This window comes from Ornithinimicrobium cerasi (assembly GCF_003702705.1).
Lineage (GTDB): Bacteria > Actinomycetota > Actinomycetes > Actinomycetales > Dermatophilaceae > Ornithinicoccus > Ornithinicoccus cerasi.
In genome coordinates this window covers 1-16,851 of record NZ_QZMN01000020.1, presented here as the reverse complement: position 1 = coordinate 16,851, position 16,851 = coordinate 1, and the positions used below count along the sequence as shown (strand labels likewise).

Below are 16,851 nucleotides of genomic sequence, written 5' to 3'. Positions count from 1 at the left end.
ATCGAGCGCTTCCAGGTCGAACGGTTCGCTCATACACCAAGTGTAATACAGACGACTACGCACGCACATGCCGCGACTGGCGTACCGCTGGTGGTCAGGTGCGGCCGACATCCGTGCGGGGTTCGAGACCTCTTCGCCTTTTGATGGGTCTGCGGTGCTCCGGTCGGTTTGGCCTATCGAGATCGAAGGACGGGTGGTCGGGCTGTGGCGCGATGGTTGCCAGTGCTGAGGCCTGCTCAGGATGACCGGCGAGCTGTCCAGGCGGCGATCTCGGCGCGGTTCCGCAGTCCCAGGCGCGTGAGGATGTTCTCGACGTGTGATTCGGCCGTGCGGGGTGAGATGACTAGTCGGGCGGCGATCTGTCGGTCGGTCATGCCTGCGGTGACCATGTCGGCGACTTCGAGCTGCCGCGCGGTGAGGGGGCTCGCCAGGGTCGCCGTGGAGGGCTGAGGTGCAGCTTGGTTGGGGGACGGCTGGCCGAGCGCCAGCGCGATCGCAGCAGTCCGGTCCAGGCGGCTTCCCTCGTCGAAGCAGGTGGCCCACCGACGCTGCCCCAGGGCTTGGCGTGTGGCCTCCTCGTAGTCGTGGTGCAACGCGACGACCGGGGCTGGTATCTGTGCAGGGATGGACTGCCACAGCATCTGCTCGGCGCCGCTCAGCCGAGCGGCGTGCTCCCACTGCTGTCGATTGGCCGCCACGCATGCGAGCGCGCCGACGCACAGGGCGCTGCCACTGCTGTCATCAACGGCCTGCATGATCACCAACGACTCCTGCTCGAGGTGGAATGCCGCCTGGTTGTCGTGGTTGCCCAGCTGGACCAGGCCCAGACCCCAGAGCGCGTGCGAGCGGCTCCACGGATTGCCGTTCACGTTCTGGGCCAGGCTGCGGGTGAAGGCCTCCAATGCTGTGTCGAGGCGACCCTGGACCAGCGCGACGACACCGATGTCGGCCCAGCAGAAGGCGGAGAGCCGCTCGTCGAGCGGCAGGTGCAGATCGGCCGCTTCCCGCAGGAGAGCGTCGGCCCGGTCGAGGTCGCCGTCGAACAGTGCGGCCTGGCCGAGATACTGCGTGGCCATCGCGACGACGGGAACGTCGCCGTCGGCCAGGGCCAGCAGCTGGGCCTCGGTGAGAAGGGGCACCGCCAGCGCTGGCTCCGTCCCTGCCAACGCCAGGTAGCCGGCAACGGCGAGAGCCCTGGCCCGTCTGGGGTGCTCCGGGCATGCCGCGACAAGGGCGTCGAGCCGGCGACGGCCCTCGGTCAGCCGCCCGCGAGCCTCCCAGTAGAGCCACAGGTCGATGGCGATGGTCAGGCCGGCCGACTCCTGCCCGGCCGTGGAGACGCAGAAGTCGAGCGCGGCGCTGATCTCGTGGTGGTGTCGGGCGATCCGGTCGAACGCCGCGACCTGCGCAGGGCCGAGGAACTGCAGCGTCGCGGTGGCGGTCATCGCCGAGCACCACATGCGGTGCCGTTCCCGCACTGCCGGGTCCTCGCCTGATGCGGTCAGGAGGTCTTGGCCGAAGGCCTGGACGCTGTCCAGCATCCGGAAGCGTGAGCTGTTGCCCTCGGCGGTGACATCCACGATGGAGGCGTCGACAAGCTTGACCAGCGCGTCCAGCATGGAGCCGGGCGGGAGTGTGTCGTCGGTGCAGACCGACTCGGCCGCGGTGACGTCGAAGCTGTCCGCGAAGACGGACGCGCGCCGCCAGAGCACCCGCTCTGGCTCGTCCAGCAGGTCGTGGCTCCACTGCATGGTCGCCACCAGAGTGCGGTGGCGCTCCGGGATGGTCACTCCGGACCGTCGCAGCAGCCGGAACCGGTCGTCGAGGCGGTCAAGGATCTCCTCGGGGCTGAGGGTGCGAAGTCGCACGGCAGCCAGCTCGATCGCCAGCGGCAGGCCGTCTAGCCTCCGGCAGATCTCGAGCAGGGGCACACCGGTGTCCGAGGTCAGGTGCCACGTCGGAGCCGCAGCCTGGGCCCGCTCCTTGAGGAGCTGCACGGCCTCGCAGTCCTCGCCGTGCTGCGCGGTGTCGAGCTGCGCCAGGCTCAGCGGGGGAACGACCAGCAACGACTCGCCGTCCACGTCCAGAGGCAGCCGGCTGGTGCCGAGCACGCACAGGTGAGGGCACGCGCTCAACAGCGCGTGCACGACCGTGGCGGTCGAGTCGCGCACGTGTTCGCAGTTGTCCAGCAGGAGAAGCACACGCCGGTCCGCGATGACCTGAGCGACATGGTCGAGGACGCGCTGCCCGGAAGGGTCTCGAACGCGTATGGCGGCAGCGACCTGCTGTGCCACCAGTCCGGGTGAGTGCACCGCCGTCAGATCGACCGTGAACGTCCCGTCGGGGAACATCCGCCTCAGATCGGCCACCGCCCGCAGCGCCAGCCGCGTCTTGCCCACTCCGCCCGGGCCCACCAACGTCAGCAACCGGCAGGTCGACAGCCGGCGGCGCACTTCGGCCAGTTCCGTCCGTCTGCCGACGAAGGAGTTGCGCTCCGCTGATACCTGGTGCGCCACGGCATGGCCCGCGCCCATCCTCCGACGGTACCGGTCCGAGCCAGACCCGTACAGGAATCCGGAGATCTACGGATGCCGGGACATGTCGCGCTCGCACACTGTGGGGAGGTGACCACAGAACCGGCCCGGAGCATCACCGGCACATCTCAGCGGGCTCTTTTCCTCGTGGAGCTGCGGGCGGCCATCGGTGTGCCGACCGACCTGAACCGTATGCACGACGACCTGACCTCAGCGATAGGGCGCCTGCGTGCGGGCGGGGTCGATGTGGAGCACACAGCTTCCTACCTGCTGCCGGATGACGCCAGGTACCTGTGCCTGGTCCGAGCCCTCGAGAAGGCCACGGCGGAGCTTGCCTGCGACGCCGCCGGCCTCACCGCGGCGCCCGTCCATGTCGTGGACCGCTGCCTCGATCCATCCTCGCAACACTGCCCCCACGTGGAGTGCACATGCAACGCCTGATCCGCCGATACCCCCTGACCGCCTTCCTCATCTGGTTCTTCAGCGTGGGACAGACCATCGCATTCGCTCCGATGATCGCCGACCGCGCGTACGGCGTGGAGCTGTCCAGCGGGCTCTCCATCGTGGTTGCCACGCTGCTGGGTCTTCTCCTTCCCGCCCTGCTCATCACCGCGATGACCGACGGACCGGCGGGGCTGTCGGCGTTGCGGCACCGGTCGCTGAACTTCGCCGTGCCGCCGCGCTGGTACGCCCTGGCCCTGATCGGCATCCCGCTGCTCACCGTTGCCGGCACCGTCGCTTTTCTCGGGGAGCCCCCCTCCTCAGGGCTCTCGGGGGTCTCGTCATCCCTGGTCTCCGGCCTTGGCCTGCACCTGATGGTGGTGTTCGTGACCGTCAACTGGGCAGAGGAGGTGGCGTGGATGGGTTTCGTGCAGGCACGCCTGCAGGGCCGCCACGGCGCTATGCGGGCCGCCGCCATGACGGGTGTCGTCTTCGCCCTGGGGCACGTCTCCCTGGCTGTGGGGGGCTCCTGGTCGGAGGCTGCGACGCTGCTCGGGCTGCTGCTGCTCGTCAGCGTCCCCTTCCGCGCACTGGCCGCCTGGATCTACAACCGCACGGACAGTGTCGCCATGGTGGGGCTTGTGCACGCCGCCGCCAACGCGACCGCGGTGGGCAGTGTGGCCGGCGCAGGCTTCCTGCCCAGGCTGTACCCCGGGCAGGAGCCGGGAGGCCTGGTGTTCCCCTTGCTGGCTCTGCTCGGCGCGGTACTCATCCTCATCACCCGGGCTCGGCTGGGAGCCTTGCCCACCACCCGGCCGCTGGCCGCTGCCCCCGCCCGCACCGTCCATGCCCGCGTCCCGGAAGAGACATCATGATCCAGGCTCGAGCACTCACCAAGCGTTACGGGCGCACCCCGGCGGTCGAGGACCTCTCCTTCACCGTTCGCCCTGGGGTCGTCACCGGATTCCTGGGCCCCAACGGAGCAGGCAAGTCCACGACGATGCGCATGGTCATGGGCTTGGACCGTCCGAGCAGCGGTGAGGTCAGCGTCGGCGGTCGGGCACTGAAGGACCATGCCGCCCCCCTGCGCGTCGTCGGCGCGCTGCTCGACTCCGGCGCGATGCACGTCAACCGCAGTGCCTCCCACCACCTGCTGGCGCTGGCCCTGACCAACAGCATCCCGCGGGCCCGCGTGGAGGAGGTCATTGCCGCGGTCGGCCTCACGGCAGTCGCACGCCACCGGGTGGGCACGTTCAGTCTCGGCATGCGGCAACGTCTCGGCGTCGCAGCCGCGCTCCTCGGTGATCCAGAGGTCCTCCTGCTGGACGAACCGGTCAACGGCCTCGACCCCGAGGGCATCCTGTGGATCCGGCAGCTGTTGCGCCGCCTGGCCGGTGAGGGCCGCACCGTGTTCGTATCCTCCCACCTGATGAGCGAGATGGAGCTCACCGCCGACCATCTCGTCATCATCGGCCGGGGACGCCTGCTCGCCGACCTCTCCATGACGGCCATCACGGCCTCCGCCCGCCCGTGCGTGGTCATCCGCTCACCCCAGGCACCGGCGCTGCGGGAGGTCCTGGAACGCGCGGGGGCCGCTGTCAGTGCGCCCGCAGCGGATGAGTTGTCGGTGACCGGCCTCACCGGCCCGCAGGTCGCCCAGGCCGCCCTCGATCACGGCTTGCTGGTCCAGGAGCTCCGGACCGCCACGACGTCGCTGGAGGACGCCTACCTCAAGCTCACCCGCGGCGACGTCCAGTACGCCACGGCGCAGGACGACTTGCCAGACCGGAAGGCAGCACGATGAACACCACCCAGGTCCGCCACAGCGGCGTCGCACTCAGCGAGGCCGTGAAGCTCCTCAGCCTGCGCTCCAGCGGGTGGCTCCTCGCGACGACGGCCCTGCTGATCCTAGGCCTCGGCGCCTTCACGGCCATCGGCACGACGATGGCGGACATCCCCACCCCGGAGGGCGTGACGTTCGACCCCGTCGGTGGGTCGCTGACCGGCATCAGTGCGGCCGAGCTGGTGGCCGGTGCCCTGGGCGGACTGTTCGTGACCGGGGAGTACGCCACCCACATGGTGCGGTCCACCTTCAGTGCGGTGCCGCGGCGCTGGCCCGTGGTCGCGGCGAAGGCGCTCGTGGTCGCTGTCGCGATCTTCCTTGTCGCCGCCGCCTCCACGCTGCTGGCCTTCGCCGCGTCGGCGCTCGTCCTGGGCGGCCACGGCCTGTCCCTGTCCCTCGGCGACCCGGGAGTCCTCCGCGCCCTCCTCGGCTCAGCGATGTACCTCGCCCTCATCGGCGTCTTCGGGGTAGCCCTCGGGTGGTTGCTGCGCTCCACGGCCGGAGTGCTCACGGCGCTGGTCGGCCTGCTCTACGTGCTACCCATCGTGGGCGTCCTGCTGCCCCGCCCGGTGAGCCAGCACATCATTCCCTTCCTGCCCAACAACGCAGGAACCGCCGTCATGCAGTTCGCGCCCTCCGCCTTGCTGCCGCCCTGGGTGGGTCTCGCACTGTTCACGGCATACGCGCTGCTCACCCTGGCCATCGCAGCCCTCGTCATCCTCCGCCACGACGCCTGAGCAGCCCCAAGGAGGCGCATCCGCACGAGCCGACCCGCATACCCGCACCCCCACCCGACGACCACCTAACCAGCTCAGGAGCAGAACCATGACCTCGACCCAACCCTTCCCCGGCACCTCCCTCCCTGCGCCCAGGACCAGCGACCGGCCCCCGGACGATCCGTCGCGCCGCCCGCTCGTGCTGTTCGCCGCCATCGCCCTACCGCTGGGCTGGCTTCTGCTCTCCGGCTACCAACTGCTCGACCTGCCCCAGGAGCCCTTCGTCCTGGGAACCCTCTTGTTCGGGCTCGTCGTCCCCGCACTCGTCCTGACGTACCGACAGCACGGCCGGGGCGGAGTACGCACCCTCCTGGCAGACGCGGTCAGGCTGCCCCGTCCCCCGTGGTGGGCACCGTTGGCGGTCCTCACTCTGCCCGTCCTGGTATGGGGCACCGCCGCCGCCCTCGGCGGCGCCAAACCGCTCACCTCGTCCCTGCTGCTCGACGCGACGATCCTCTTCGTCACCAGTGCCCTGATCATCAACATCTGGGAGGAGATGGCCTGGACCGGCTTCGTCCAGCGCCGCGCCATGGCGCGGTGGGGCCTGATCACCGGCAGCGTGGCGACCGGCCTGCTGTTCGCGGCGATCCACCTGCCTTTGGCCTTTGACGGAGCCTCCACCGCCGGGGGCGTCGCCCTCGGCATCGCCGTCCTCGTCGGCACGGGCGTCGGTCTGCGCCTCCTCATCGCCCGGCTCGACGTCTGGAGCGGCCGGAGCCTGCTGACGATCGGGCTCCTGCACGCCTCCTTCAACACCACCGCCGAGCTCATCGACCCCACCTACGACTGGATCCGCCTCGGCCTCACCATCCTGCTCGGCGTCCTCGCCGTCTCCCTGCCCAGCCCCGTGCGTGGAGCTCGTCACGGTTGACCCGAAGCGCTGCTCCGCCCCTCCCTCGTGCGTCCTGGGACCGGGCCGAAAGCGCGCTGGAGGCGGCTCGCCCGCAGTCCGACCCGATGAGCCCAGACGTGGAGGCACAACATGCCGTCAAGACCCCAGGTTCTCGTCCTCAACGGAACCTCCAGCGCCGGCAAGTCGAGTCTGGCCTCGGCGCTGCAGGCCCGATGGACCGAGCCGCTGCTCGACGGTGGGCTCGACCGTCACCTCGCCACGCTGCCCCGCCGTTACCTCCGCCAGCAGTGGCCACAGATCTACACCTACCGGTATGCCGCAGACGGGACCATCACGCAGATCCACCTGGGCCCGGCGGGGCGACGGCTCTACCACGCGATGCACCGCGCGGCAGCTGTCACCGCGGACTGCGGGCTCTGCGTGGTCATGGACCACGTGCTGCTGGACCGCGAGTCAGCGGTGGACCTTGCGCACAGCCTCCGCAGCGTGCGCGCGGCGCTGATCGGGGTTGCTGTGCGAGGAGCCGGTGCTCAGTGTGAGGGAGGCCGAGCGCACCGACCGCACGCTCGGCCAGGCCGCCGCGCAGCTGCCCGCCGTCCACGCCCACGGTGATTACGACCTCCTCGTCGACACCGGCGTGCTCACCGCGGACCAGGCGGCGGACTCCGTCCTCCGCTGGATAGACAGTGGCCCCACGCTCACCGCGCTGGACCGGCTGCGAGCGTGACACGACGGAGCGCCCGTGCTGACATCGTCGGATCGCTGCACGCCCGCGTAGCTCCGTCCTACCTCACCGACCTGCAAGCGCCGCGACGGCCGAGGGCCCTCGGCCAGATCCCACCGGTAGCGTTCGAGCACCGGACATTAACGCGGCCTCAGAAGCCGCTTAACCGATGTCCACCAGACGGGTCAACCCCAGCTGGGCCGCGCGCCGCATCGGTGGACGGGGCACGGTTGAGTTGCCAAAGTTGGAAGGTCCAGGGCACGTCGTAGCCGATCACCCAGAGCGTGTAGGGGGCCAAAGTCACGAAGGAGGGCGCGTCTGGCCTGACGGCCCTCTGCAGCGACAGGAGCGGTAGGAGGAACACGAGGATCCCGATGAAGCCGTTGCGTGGACTTCGGCGACCAAAGAAGGCGACGTTCCAGATCTCGTTGCCGGCCAGCACCAGCAGCGCCAAGCGCCGTACCCGGGCGTCCTCGTTTCGGCGTGCTCGGTAAAGAACAGTGCCAAGCTGAAGGTAATAGACCGCGCCGACGGCCCCGAACGCGGGCAGGGGCACCTGCATGGCAGGCGTACGCAGACCACGAAACCAGGTCATGGCCTCCTTGCTGATGAAGACGTTCCCCAACACGGCGGCGGCCACGGTCGGCCCGACGACGCCTCCCAGCTGTCTCAGGCGGTCCCATGTCTTCACCACCGCAAGTCTGCCGCTCCCCGCTTCTCCGAACAACCCGCCGGACCAGGCAACAGGACACTTCAGCTATGCACGCCTCTACCTCGTGTCGCTCGTGCCGAGTTCGGCCGCGCCAAGAGGGGTTCGGCACTCGTTCTCATCTGTGCGTCCTCAGCGGTTCCGACGACTGAGTGGCGTGCGGTCCAGTTCGCGGGGCTTCCGCATGGGTTAGAGCTGATGTACGCTCTTGTGCACATGCCCAAGGCGCATGCACAAGGAGGCGAGCGGTATGGGGTTGTCCAGGTCGGCAGAGCGCGGTGCCGAGGTCCGCGGGCGGTTGTTGGTTGCTGCTGCGCAGTTGATCCCTGAGGTGGGCTGGCACGCCGTGACTACGCGGGCGGTGGCGGAGCGGGCAGACGTGGGTCCGGGACTGGTGCACTACCACTTCGACTCCGTGCAGTCGCTGCTCAGGCAGGCCGTCGTCGCGGTGCTGAGCGAGGCACTGTCAGTGTTCCCTCCTGTCCTGTCGGAGACCGCGTCGGCGGACGCGGCGCTGGGGGACATGCTTGCTGCCCTGGATGACTACGACGGGACGGACACGACGTCGCTGTTGTTCGTCGAGGCGTACCTGGCCTCGACGCGGGACGAACAGCTGCGGATGGAGCTGAGCCGCCTGCTGGAGGAGTTCCGCGTTGACCTCGCCACCTGGCTGGCGGTACACGGCACGCGGGCACCTGCAGACACCGCCGCCGTGCTCGCGGCAGCGGTGGACGGTGTGATGCTCCACCGCGCACTGAACCCGGGAATGACCTCAAGCGTCGTTGCGCCGGTGCTGCGCCGGCTGCTAGGCGATGGCGACGCGGACGCCGTTGCGGAAGGGAGTGGATGAGGATGAGAGCGCTGATCTGCGGAGCCGGAATCGGGGGCCTGGCACTGGCTCAACGGCTGACCACCTCCGGGTGGGAGGTCACGGTTGTGGAGCGAGCGCCGGGCCCTCGGCAGCAGGGGTACATGATGGACTTCTTCGGCCTGGGCTACGACGCGGCCGAGGCGATGGGCCTGCTGCCGCGGCTGGGCGAGCTCGGCTACCGGCTGGACGACGTCAGCTACGTCGACTCCTCCGGGCGGCGCAGGGCGAGCCTGGACTACGACCGCTTCGCCCGGCTGGTCGACGGGCGGCTGCTGAGCATCATGCGTCCCGATCTGGAGCGGGCGCTGCGCGAGCAGGTCGAGGGCGACATCGTGCTGCACTACGGGCGCACGCTCGCCAGCGTGGAGACCTTGCCGGACGGCGTGCGGGCGGTGCTGACCGACGGCACCGTGCTTGAGGCCGACCTGCTGGTCGGCGCGGACGGCATCCACTCCCAGGTCCGGGCGATGGTCTTCGGGCCGGAGTCCCGTTTCGTCCGGTACCTGGGCCTGCACACGGCGGCGTACGTCTTCGAGGACCCCCACGTCCGTCGGCAGCTCGGCAACCGGTTCGCCATCACGGACACGGTGGGCCGGCAGATGGGGCTGTACGCGTTGCGGGACGGACGGCTCGCCGCGTTCGCCGTGCACCATGACCCGGACCCAACGATCCCGGACGACACCCGCGCCGCCCTGCGGGGCACCTACTCGACGCTGGGCTGGGTGGTCCCGCGGGCGCTGGAGAGGTGCCCGCCGCCATCCGAGCTCTACTACGACCTGGTCGCGCAGGTGGAGGTGCCGCAGTGGCACCGCGGCAGAGTTGTCCTGCTCGGCGACGCCTGCCAGGCCGTCTCGCTGCTCGCCGGCCAGGGCGCCTCCCTTGCCGTCGCCGGCGCCTACGTCCTCGGGCAGCAGCTGGCGGCCGGGGGCCCGGTCGAAGACGCCCTGGCGCGCTACCAGCAGGCCTGGAAACCCATCGTCGAGGCCAAGCAGGAGGTCGGCCGGCGCGGCGCGAAGTGGTTCCTGCCGTCGTCACGGGCCCGGCTGTGGCTACGCCGCGCCTCGCTGAAGCTGACCGCTCTACCCGGGTGGGACCGGATCGCCGGACAAGGTCTGGTGGGCAAGACGCACCTGTCCCTGACAGACATCGCTGCCGATGCCGCGCGACTCAGCTCGATGCAGTCACTTGCGTTGGCTGAGGCGTCGGGGACGAAGGTGCCCAGGGCAGCAGCGAGGACATCAGGAACACAGGCGAGGCTCGAAGAGAGCGACCGGTAGTCAACGAGCATCACCTCAAAGCCCACCCCTCAGCGGGCTCAACCGATCCTGTCCAGGACTACGAAGGAGTATGCAGTGTCCGAATGGTTAAGCGCTCCCGACGGGTTGATGGCCCTGCCGGTAGGCTTCGAGCGCTTTCATCGCCGGGGCTTTATCAACTACCAGTTCAACCGGGTGCATGCGCTGGGCTTCGCCGACCGCGATGAGCTGCTCGCCGCGGCGTCGAGAGTGCGGTCGGCAGCCGACTGTGTCGTCGTGTTCGAGGACCTGTCGAGGCAGGCGGGCGCCGACGGACGAGCTCAGCACGCGACGGGATACTTGCGCGTCGCTGAGTTCTTCACCCCACCGCGGTCGGCGGCGAAGGCGGAGCGCTACCGCCGGTACCGCGAGCTGTTCGACACGGTGGTCGCAGTAACTGGTGTCGTGCGCCACGAGGTTCCCTATGGCGACGCCTCCCTGCCGGCGTACCTGCTTCCGGCGACCGGGTCACCGGCTGTTGCCACGGTCTTGGTGCACGGCGGGTTCGACTCCGTGATCGAGGAGTTCTATCCCGTCTGGCAGCGTGTCGCCGCGGCCGGCTTCGACGTGATTGCCTTCGAGGGTCCGGGCCAGGGCGGCGCGCGGACCTTGAGCGGGGTGACCTTCGACCACGACTGGGAGAAGCCGGTCGGCGCGGTGCTGGACCACTTCCGGCTCGAGCGGGCCGCCCTGGTCGGCATCTCGATGGGTGGGTACTGGGCGCTGCGTGCCGCAGGACGCGAACCGCGCATCGACCGGGTCGTCGCCTGGCCGCCGGTGTACGACTGGCTGCACAGGCTGCCATCACCTGCGCGCGGGCCCGTGCGCACGATGCTGAGGCACCGGCAGTTCATGCGATGGAGTGTGCGCACCCGTGCCCGCCTGGCGCCGACGCTGCGCGCCGTGGTCGAACAGACTTTGTATCTGGTCGACAGCAAGGACCCGGTGCACGTGGTCGACTGGTTCATGGGCATGAACGCCCAGCACCTGGGCAGCGACCGAGTGACTCAAGATGTGCTGCTGATGTGCGGCGAGCGCGACTCGTTCCAGCCGCCCTCGTTGACGATGGCGCAGGCTCAGGCGCTCACGGCCGCCCGCAGCGTCACGACACGCATCTTCACCAAGGCCGAGCACGCCGACCAGCATTGCCAGATGGGCAACCTCGACCTAGCCTGCCGCGTCCTGACCGCATGGCTGCAGGACCCAGACCCGGGGCAAGACCGCCCGGGGACTCACCCGGGGTGATGGTCTCCAGCATGGTGCCCTGTTGACGCGCGAGCATACGGTGCCGTATGGTCGTCCGTACGCAACCGTATGGGGCTGGGCACCATGGGGATGTCGGACCGGAGGAGGGTGAGCCGCCATGGCTTTGACCATCGATGACGAGACTGCCGCGCTTCGTTGTGGAGGCGCCTGCCGCTCCCACGACCGGCCCGTTCTGGGTCGGCACCCTGCCGGCCGTTATCCAGGTCACCGCATGACCCGAGTCGCGAACCTAGCTCCCCACTCTGCTCGGGCCGTCGAGGTGGCCGAGGATGAGGTTTCCGAGGTGCTGCCCTCCTGGGACTACGCCGACGCCTTCGAGTGCCGGTGGCCCTCGGGGGGAGCCGAGGATGCGATGACGGTGGCCAGGGCACTGCTGGGTCCGTCACGCTCGGGGAAGCGTGTCCTGGCGGCCCGGGACGTGCTCGTCGCACCATGGGGACTGCAGCCGGGCCACCAGGGCGACGCGCTGCTGTTCCCGATCCAGGCAGCTGGGCCGGATCGGGTGGTGTGCGGACTGGACGACCGCCACCTCGACTTCAGGGTGATCGTCACGCTGTCAGGCGGCGTCGCATGCTGCACCACCGTGGTACGCCGTCACGGCACCCTGGGTGCCGCGTACTTCGCGGTGGTGCGTCCGTTTCACCGGCGACTCGTCCCCCGCCTGATGCGACGTCAGCATCACCCGCATGCCACCGGAACAGAGGAGTCGTGAACGTCCTCGTCACCGGTGGCACCGGAGTGCTGGGACGCTGCGTCGTCGACAAGCTCGTCGCTGCCGGGCACCGGGTCCGGGTCCTGAGCCGCGACCCCTCCCGCTCCTCGACCGTCGGCGACGTAGAACTGTGCGCCGGCGACCTGCGAGAGCTCGCCAGCCTTCGCCCCGCAGTCTCGGATGCCGAGACTGTCGTGCACTGCGCCTCCGACGTCCGGTCACCGGTCGAGGTCGACGTCGCTGGGACAGCGAACCTCGTCGAGGCCGTGCGAGGTCTCGACGTCGGACATCTGGTCTATGTCTCGATCGTCGGTGTGGACCGAATCCCGATCAAGTACTACCGCGCGAAGCGCGACGTCGAGTCGATCGTCGAGCACCAGAGCGTGCCCTGGACGATCCAGCGGGCTACCCAGTTCCACCCCTTTGTGGCCGAGATGCTGGCCAGGTCAGCACGTCGGCCCTTCGTCGCCTGCCCGACGGGCTTGCGCTTCCAACCGATCGCCGTCGAGCAGGTGGCGATCCGGGTGGCGCAGCACGTGAAGGCCGGGGCGGGAGGGAAGGCAGCGGACCTCGGGGGGCCGGAGGTCCTCACGCTCCACGACCTGGCCTCCACCTGGTTGTCAGCCACCGGCCGGCGACGCCGCCCCCTCCTGCCGGTGCCGTTCCCCGGAACCGCGGGACGGGCGTTCAAGGACGGAGCGAACCTCTGCCCGGGGCAGTCGTCAGGCGGACCGACCTGGACGCAGTACCTCGAGGCCTGCCACAACCCAGAGGGAGCGGTGAGATGACCACCGCCGGTTCGGCTCGCAGTCTGACCCGAGACGACTGGCTCGACGCGGCGATGACCGCGATGGCCCACGCGGGCGTGCGCGGGATCCGGGTCGAGCCCCTGGCGAAGGCCATGGGGACGAGCAAGGGCAGCTTCTACTGGCACTTCCGTGACCGTGCGGACCTGATCCGGGCGACCCTCGAGCGGTGGGAGCAGCAGAGAACCCAGGGCGTCATCGAGGTCGTGGAGTCGACCAGCCATCCTCGTGAGCGGTTGCGACGGCTGCTGGCCATAGCGCACAGGCAGGATCCGCAGCGGCCCGACCCGAGCGTGGCGCTGACCGGCGACCACGACGACCTGGTCCGGGTGGTGCTGGAGCGTGTCACTGCCCGCAGGATCGGTTTCGTCGCAGCCCAGCTCGTGGCGCTGGGCATCGCACCGCAGGAGGCGGAACGGCGGGCGATCCTCGCCTACACCAGCTACCTCGGCTACGCGGCGCTCGCCCGGAGCGCCCCCGGTGGCCTGCCCGCCGACCAAGCCGTCCCGCGCTACATCGAGACGGTCTTGACCGTTCTCGTGTCCGCACCCACGGAGCACCACGGCGATGGCTGACCTTCATCGAGCGTGGGGCGCCCAAGGTGGCCTCGGTGATGGTGCGACGGCGCGAAAGGAGAACCGATGAACGAGGACCAAGAACTTCACGTGGTGATCGGAGCCAGTGGCGGCACTGGGCGTGCGCTGGTCCGCGAGCTGCACGAGCGGGGCCGGCGGGTGCGCGCGGTCAACCGCAGCGGTCGGACCGACGTACCGCCGGGGGTCGAGGTGGTGGCCGCCGACGCCAGGGACGCGGACCGGATGCGCGAGGTGTGCCGCGGGGCGACCGTGGTCTACAACGCGGTCAATCCGCCGTTCCCGCAGTGGCTCGAGGCGTTTCCCGCCGCCGTGGACGGAGTGCTGGCCGGTGCCGAGTCCAGCGGGGCACGCATGGTCTTTGTCGACGACACCTGGATGTACGGTCGCACGACCGGTCCGATGACCGAGGACCTGCCCTACCGTCCGGTCAGCAACAAGGGTGTCCTGCGCGCATGGCTGGCCGAGCGGGTGCTCGCCGCGCACGAGAGCGGTCGGGTCCGGACGGTCATCGGTCGGGCCACCGAGCTCTACGGGCCGGCCGTGGAGTCGCTCCTGGGCAGCAACATCTTCGGCCCGGCCGCCAGAGGTGGCGTGGCCCTATGGACCGGCGAGATGGACCAGCCGCTGGCCCCGATGTTCATCGACGACTTCGCCCACGGGCTGGCCGAGCTGGGCGAGCGTGAGGAGGCTCTCGGCGAGGTGTGGCACCTCCCGACACCCGCACCGACCACCGCCAGGCACCTGCTCGACCTGGTCACCACCCGCTCGCAGCGGCGGATGCGCGTCCTGAGGGTCCGCGAGCCCGGAGTCCGAGCCCTGGGGGTTGTCTGGCCGGTCGCGCGAGAAGGTGCCGAGATGCTCTACCAGTTCCGCCAGCCCCACGCCATCGACTCCAGCAAGTACCGCGCCGCATTCGGCCCAGGACGTGTCACGCCGTACGAGCAGGGAATCGACCGCACGCTGGCCTGGTACCGGGCCACACCGAAGCGACCCATCACCGCCCTCGGACGCTGACACGCGATGTCCACAGCCTGCTGATGTCCCGAAACTGCCGGTCTCACGCACCTTCTCGACAGGAACAGACCATGTCCGCCGCCTCTGTGAACCAAGGCTCCGCAACAGACCCTGGGGACGGCGGGTCGATCATCCGATTCATCCGCCGACGGCCCCTGGTCTCGTTCTTCCTCTGGGCCTACACCGTGGGGCAGGTCCTGCCCTGGTCGGTGATGCTGGCCGGTCTCGCGGACCGGGCGTGGCTGCTGTCCGGATCGGTGGTGCTCAGCACCCTCATCGGTCTGCTGCTGCCCGCCCTGGTGATCACCAGGATCACCGACGGACCCGAAGGGCTGCGCGCCCTGTGGCGACGGGCGGTGAAGACGCGCGTCGGCCTGGCCTGGTACGCGGCCGCCTTCCTTCTCGTCCCAGCGGTAACCCTGGCTGTCGGCGTCCTGCTCGGCGGCACGCCTCCGGACCGCTCCGCCGGCTTCCTGCTCACCGCGCTGGTACCGCATTTCCTGCTGCCCCTGGTGGTCACTTTCGTACTGATCAACTGGTGGGAAGAGGTCGCCTGGATGGGGTTCGTCCAGACGCGCCTGCAGGACCGGCGGGGTCCGCTGCTCGCCGCGCTGATCGTGGCACCACTGTTCGCGCTGCAGCACAGCTCCCTGGCCGCCGGACAAGGACTGCTCCCCGGTGCGGTCCTGCTGCTCCTGCTGGCCGTGCTCGCCGTGCCGTTCCGGATCGCCGTCGGCTGGGCCTACAACCACACCGGCAGCCTCTTCCTCGTCGGACTCGTCCACGCGATCGGCAACGCCGCGACCAGTGGCGACGGGATCAACGCGGGCTACCTGCGCCACCTGTACCCGGGCAACAACACCGTGACGATGGCGCACCTCCTCGCGATGTTCCTGCTCGGGCTGCTCGTGCTCATGCTCACCCGCGGCCGGATCAACCGGAGGGACGGCCTCACGCTGCCCGAGCGGCCACCACCGGCTGCGGCGACCGCGCACGGGACATGGGACGAGTCATGATCGGGGCCAGATGGGGAGTGACCGACAGCGAGATCGCCCTGCCGTACCCGTGCGACGGGTTCCTCCCCACGCCCACGCTTCAGGTATGGCGAGGGGTCACCGTGCACGCGCCGCCTCAAGCCCTGTGGCCCTGGCTGACACAGGTGAGACTCGCGCCGTACTCCTACGACTGGATCGACAACCTCGGACGCCCGTCGCCGCGCGACCTCCTCGGGCTGCCCGAGCCCACGGTCGGTGACAAGTACACCACTGCCGGGCGACGTCAGATGGGCCGCATCGTCTCCCTCGAGCACCAACGTGAGCTCACCGGAACGATCCTCGGGGCGTTCATGTCCTACCTGCTCGTGCCAGGCGAGCACGGCACCACACGCTTCTTGCTCAAGGTCGTCATGAACCCCAGCCGCCTGGTCGCGCCAGCTCTCTCCGTCGGCGACCTGGTCATGGCCAGACGTCAGTTGCTGAACCTCAAAGCGCTCGCCGAGCAGGGGCCGCGCCCCACCACGCGGTGACCGCACTTCAACCACCCCACCCGCGACCACCAACACCGCCACGACCGCCGCCCTGACGGCCTTGGCCTGACAAAGGAAATCATATGGACGTGCGCAGCGACGGGCGGTCCACCGCCGCCCCCCAGGAGGTGTGGTCCTTGCTGTCCGCCATCGAGGGCTGGCCGGCATGGACACCCACGGTCACCTCGGTGACAAGGGAGACGGCCGAAGATGACGGCCCACGGACTCCTGGCAGCATCGGCGTGGGGAGCAGATTCTCGGTGACGCAACCACGGCTGGGCCGAGCCGCCTGGGTCATCACGGAGTGGGAGGAAGGACGGTCCTTCACCTGGGTGTCCCGACGACCGGGGGTCCGCACGACCGCCAGCCATCAGGTGCACCCCCAGGACGCGGGAACGCGGATCGAGCTGGGCATCACGTGGGATGGCCCGGGAGCCTGGCTGGTCCGTGCGCTGTTCGGACGGATGACCCAGCGCTATACGGAGACCGAGCTCAGCTCGTTGGTGACGGCCGCGGAGGCCGAGCCGTCCGCGTGAGCGCTCGTGGAGGAGCAGCTGGATCGCGTCGCCGCCCGAGTCACCTCGGCCGGCGTGCATGACACCAGTTTGCAGCCCTCGCTCGGCGAGGCTGGTGCCAGCCGCCCGGAGCCGTCCTACAGCGCCGATACCGCGTTCACGCCCGACGTGCAGTCAATGCATGTCAACTCGAGCCCCGACGGTTCCTGCGCCTCCGCAGACCGCCTCAAACAAGCGTCATGCACGGCGCACGACCATGGAGAACTGATGAAACTTGCCACCCGAGAGCGCACCTACGCTTGGAAAGACCCCTCATCCACTCTTGTCGCTGGCGCCACTCAGGACGGCCTCACCCTCCTGCGGGCCATCGG

18 protein-coding genes and 1 pseudogene are annotated in these 16,851 nt (G+C 69.5%); 17 read left to right on the top strand and 2 right to left on the bottom strand.

The features are described 5' to 3' along the window. Positions 1-236 precede the first annotated feature (236 nt). Positions 237-2,534 carry an ATP-binding protein gene (locus D4B81_RS16750; protein ID WP_122263820.1) on the bottom strand — a complete coding sequence of 766 codons (2,298 nt, stop codon included), beginning with the start codon at positions 2,532-2,534 and terminating at the stop codon, positions 237-239. 90 nt (positions 2,535-2,624) lie between these two features. On the opposite strand from D4B81_RS16750, the gene D4B81_RS16745 reads away from it, so the two are divergent. From D4B81_RS16745 to D4B81_RS19365, 6 genes and pseudogenes are all read left to right on the top strand, one after another. Next, positions 2,625-2,975, top strand: coding sequence for a hypothetical protein (locus D4B81_RS16745; protein ID WP_122263819.1), 351 nt, complete (start codon positions 2,625-2,627; stop codon positions 2,973-2,975). Continuing rightward, positions 2,963-3,850 carry a CPBP family intramembrane glutamic endopeptidase gene (locus D4B81_RS16740; RefSeq protein WP_122263818.1) on the top strand — a complete coding sequence of 296 codons (888 nt, stop codon included), beginning with the start codon at positions 2,963-2,965 and terminating at the stop codon, positions 3,848-3,850. The genes D4B81_RS16745 and D4B81_RS16740 overlap by 13 nt, the downstream gene beginning before the upstream one ends. After that, entirely contained in the window at positions 3,847-4,779 is a 933-nt protein-coding gene (locus D4B81_RS16735) for an ABC transporter ATP-binding protein (RefSeq protein WP_122263817.1), read from the top strand. Before D4B81_RS16740 ends, D4B81_RS16735 begins: the two co-directional genes overlap by 4 nt. Then, positions 4,776-5,555, top strand: coding sequence for an ABC transporter permease (locus tag D4B81_RS16730; RefSeq protein WP_122263816.1), 780 nt, complete (start codon positions 4,776-4,778; stop codon positions 5,553-5,555). The genes D4B81_RS16735 and D4B81_RS16730 overlap by 4 nt, the downstream gene beginning before the upstream one ends. An 88-nt stretch (positions 5,556-5,643) precedes the next feature. Beyond that, positions 5,644-6,465, top strand: coding sequence for a CPBP family intramembrane glutamic endopeptidase (locus tag D4B81_RS16720; protein WP_122263815.1), 822 nt, complete (start codon positions 5,644-5,646; stop codon positions 6,463-6,465). 111 nt (positions 6,466-6,576) lie between these two features. After that, a pseudogene (locus D4B81_RS19365) lies at positions 6,577-7,174 on the top strand (phosphotransferase-like protein). A gap of 148 nt (positions 7,175-7,322) precedes the next feature. Here the strand turns inward: D4B81_RS19365 and D4B81_RS16705 are convergent. After that, the gene (locus D4B81_RS16705; protein WP_161965251.1) at positions 7,323-7,862 is read right to left on the bottom strand and encodes a tryptophan-rich sensory protein; all 540 of its coding nucleotides are present in this window, start codon (positions 7,860-7,862) and stop codon (positions 7,323-7,325) included. A gap of 247 nt (positions 7,863-8,109) precedes the next feature. Here D4B81_RS16705 and D4B81_RS16700 point away from each other — a divergent pair, with 247 nt between their 5' ends. From D4B81_RS16700 to D4B81_RS19035, 11 genes are all read left to right on the top strand, one after another. Next, positions 8,110-8,730 (top strand): TetR/AcrR family transcriptional regulator, encoded by a 621-nt coding sequence (locus D4B81_RS16700; protein ID WP_202613744.1) that lies wholly within the window; start codon positions 8,110-8,112, stop codon positions 8,728-8,730. Then, entirely contained in the window at positions 8,727-10,028 is a 1,302-nt protein-coding gene (locus D4B81_RS16695) for an FAD-dependent monooxygenase (RefSeq protein ID WP_237566076.1), read from the top strand. The genes D4B81_RS16700 and D4B81_RS16695 overlap by 4 nt, the downstream gene beginning before the upstream one ends. A 75-nt stretch (positions 10,029-10,103) precedes the next feature. Further along, entirely contained in the window at positions 10,104-11,291 is a 1,188-nt protein-coding gene (locus tag D4B81_RS16690; RefSeq protein ID WP_122263809.1) for an alpha/beta hydrolase family protein, read from the top strand. Positions 11,292-11,571: 280 nt separating this feature from the next. Beyond that, positions 11,572-12,024 (top strand): DUF2867 domain-containing protein, encoded by a 453-nt coding sequence (locus D4B81_RS16685; protein ID WP_202613743.1) that lies wholly within the window; start codon positions 11,572-11,574, stop codon positions 12,022-12,024. Next, positions 12,021-12,812 (top strand): SDR family oxidoreductase, encoded by a 792-nt coding sequence (locus D4B81_RS16680; RefSeq protein WP_202613742.1) that lies wholly within the window; start codon positions 12,021-12,023, stop codon positions 12,810-12,812. The genes D4B81_RS16685 and D4B81_RS16680 overlap by 4 nt, the downstream gene beginning before the upstream one ends. Further along, a complete protein-coding gene (locus D4B81_RS16675) occupies positions 12,809-13,405 on the top strand; it encodes a TetR/AcrR family transcriptional regulator (protein ID WP_122263806.1) in 597 nt (198 codons plus the stop codon). Before D4B81_RS16680 ends, D4B81_RS16675 begins: the two co-directional genes overlap by 4 nt. 66 nt (positions 13,406-13,471) lie before the next feature. Then, on the top strand, positions 13,472-14,440 hold the full coding sequence (locus tag D4B81_RS16670; protein ID WP_122263805.1) for an NAD-dependent epimerase/dehydratase family protein: 969 nt from the start codon (positions 13,472-13,474) through the stop codon (positions 14,438-14,440). A 71-nt stretch (positions 14,441-14,511) separates the two neighbouring features. Continuing rightward, the gene (locus D4B81_RS16665; RefSeq protein WP_161965250.1) at positions 14,512-15,456 is read left to right on the top strand and encodes a CPBP family intramembrane glutamic endopeptidase; all 945 of its coding nucleotides are present in this window, start codon (positions 14,512-14,514) and stop codon (positions 15,454-15,456) included. Between the two features lie 143 nt (positions 15,457-15,599). Further along, complete coding sequence (locus tag D4B81_RS16660; protein WP_202613741.1) at positions 15,600-15,965, top strand: hypothetical protein; 366 nt, start codon at positions 15,600-15,602, stop codon at positions 15,963-15,965. 83 nt (positions 15,966-16,048) lie between these two features. After that, positions 16,049-16,501 carry an SRPBCC family protein gene (locus D4B81_RS16655; protein WP_122263802.1) on the top strand — a complete coding sequence of 151 codons (453 nt, stop codon included), beginning with the start codon at positions 16,049-16,051 and terminating at the stop codon, positions 16,499-16,501. Positions 16,502-16,507: 6 nt separating this feature from the next. Then, positions 16,508-16,851: DUF4639 domain-containing protein (locus D4B81_RS19035; RefSeq protein WP_237566075.1), on the top strand; the 344-nt coding region annotated here is incomplete at its 3' end.

Bases quoted from the DNA above. Each gene is read 5' to 3' on its own strand.
- D4B81_RS16675 (WP_122263806.1), top strand. From the start codon at position 12,809: ATGACCACCGCCGGTTCGGCTCGCAGTCTGACCCGAGACGACTGGCTC.
- D4B81_RS16655 (WP_122263802.1), top strand. From the start codon at position 16,049: ATGGACGTGCGCAGCGACGGGCGGTCCACCGCCGCCCCCCAGGAGGTG.
- D4B81_RS16730 (WP_122263816.1), top strand. From the start codon at position 4,776: ATGAACACCACCCAGGTCCGCCACAGCGGCGTCGCACTCAGCGAGGCC.
- D4B81_RS16665 (WP_161965250.1), top strand. From the start codon at position 14,512: ATGTCCGCCGCCTCTGTGAACCAAGGCTCCGCAACAGACCCTGGGGAC.
- D4B81_RS16735 (WP_122263817.1), top strand. From the start codon at position 3,847: ATGATCCAGGCTCGAGCACTCACCAAGCGTTACGGGCGCACCCCGGCG.
- D4B81_RS16695 (WP_237566076.1), top strand. From the start codon at position 8,727: ATGAGGATGAGAGCGCTGATCTGCGGAGCCGGAATCGGGGGCCTGGCA.
- D4B81_RS16670 (WP_122263805.1), top strand. From the start codon at position 13,472: ATGAACGAGGACCAAGAACTTCACGTGGTGATCGGAGCCAGTGGCGGC.
- D4B81_RS16720 (WP_122263815.1), top strand. From the start codon at position 5,644: ATGACCTCGACCCAACCCTTCCCCGGCACCTCCCTCCCTGCGCCCAGG.
- D4B81_RS16750 (WP_122263820.1), bottom strand. From the start codon at position 2,534: ATGGGCGCGGGCCATGCCGTGGCGCACCAGGTATCAGCGGAGCGCAAC.
- D4B81_RS16700 (WP_202613744.1), top strand. From the start codon at position 8,110: ATGCACAAGGAGGCGAGCGGTATGGGGTTGTCCAGGTCGGCAGAGCGC.
- D4B81_RS16740 (WP_122263818.1), top strand. From the start codon at position 2,963: ATGCAACGCCTGATCCGCCGATACCCCCTGACCGCCTTCCTCATCTGG.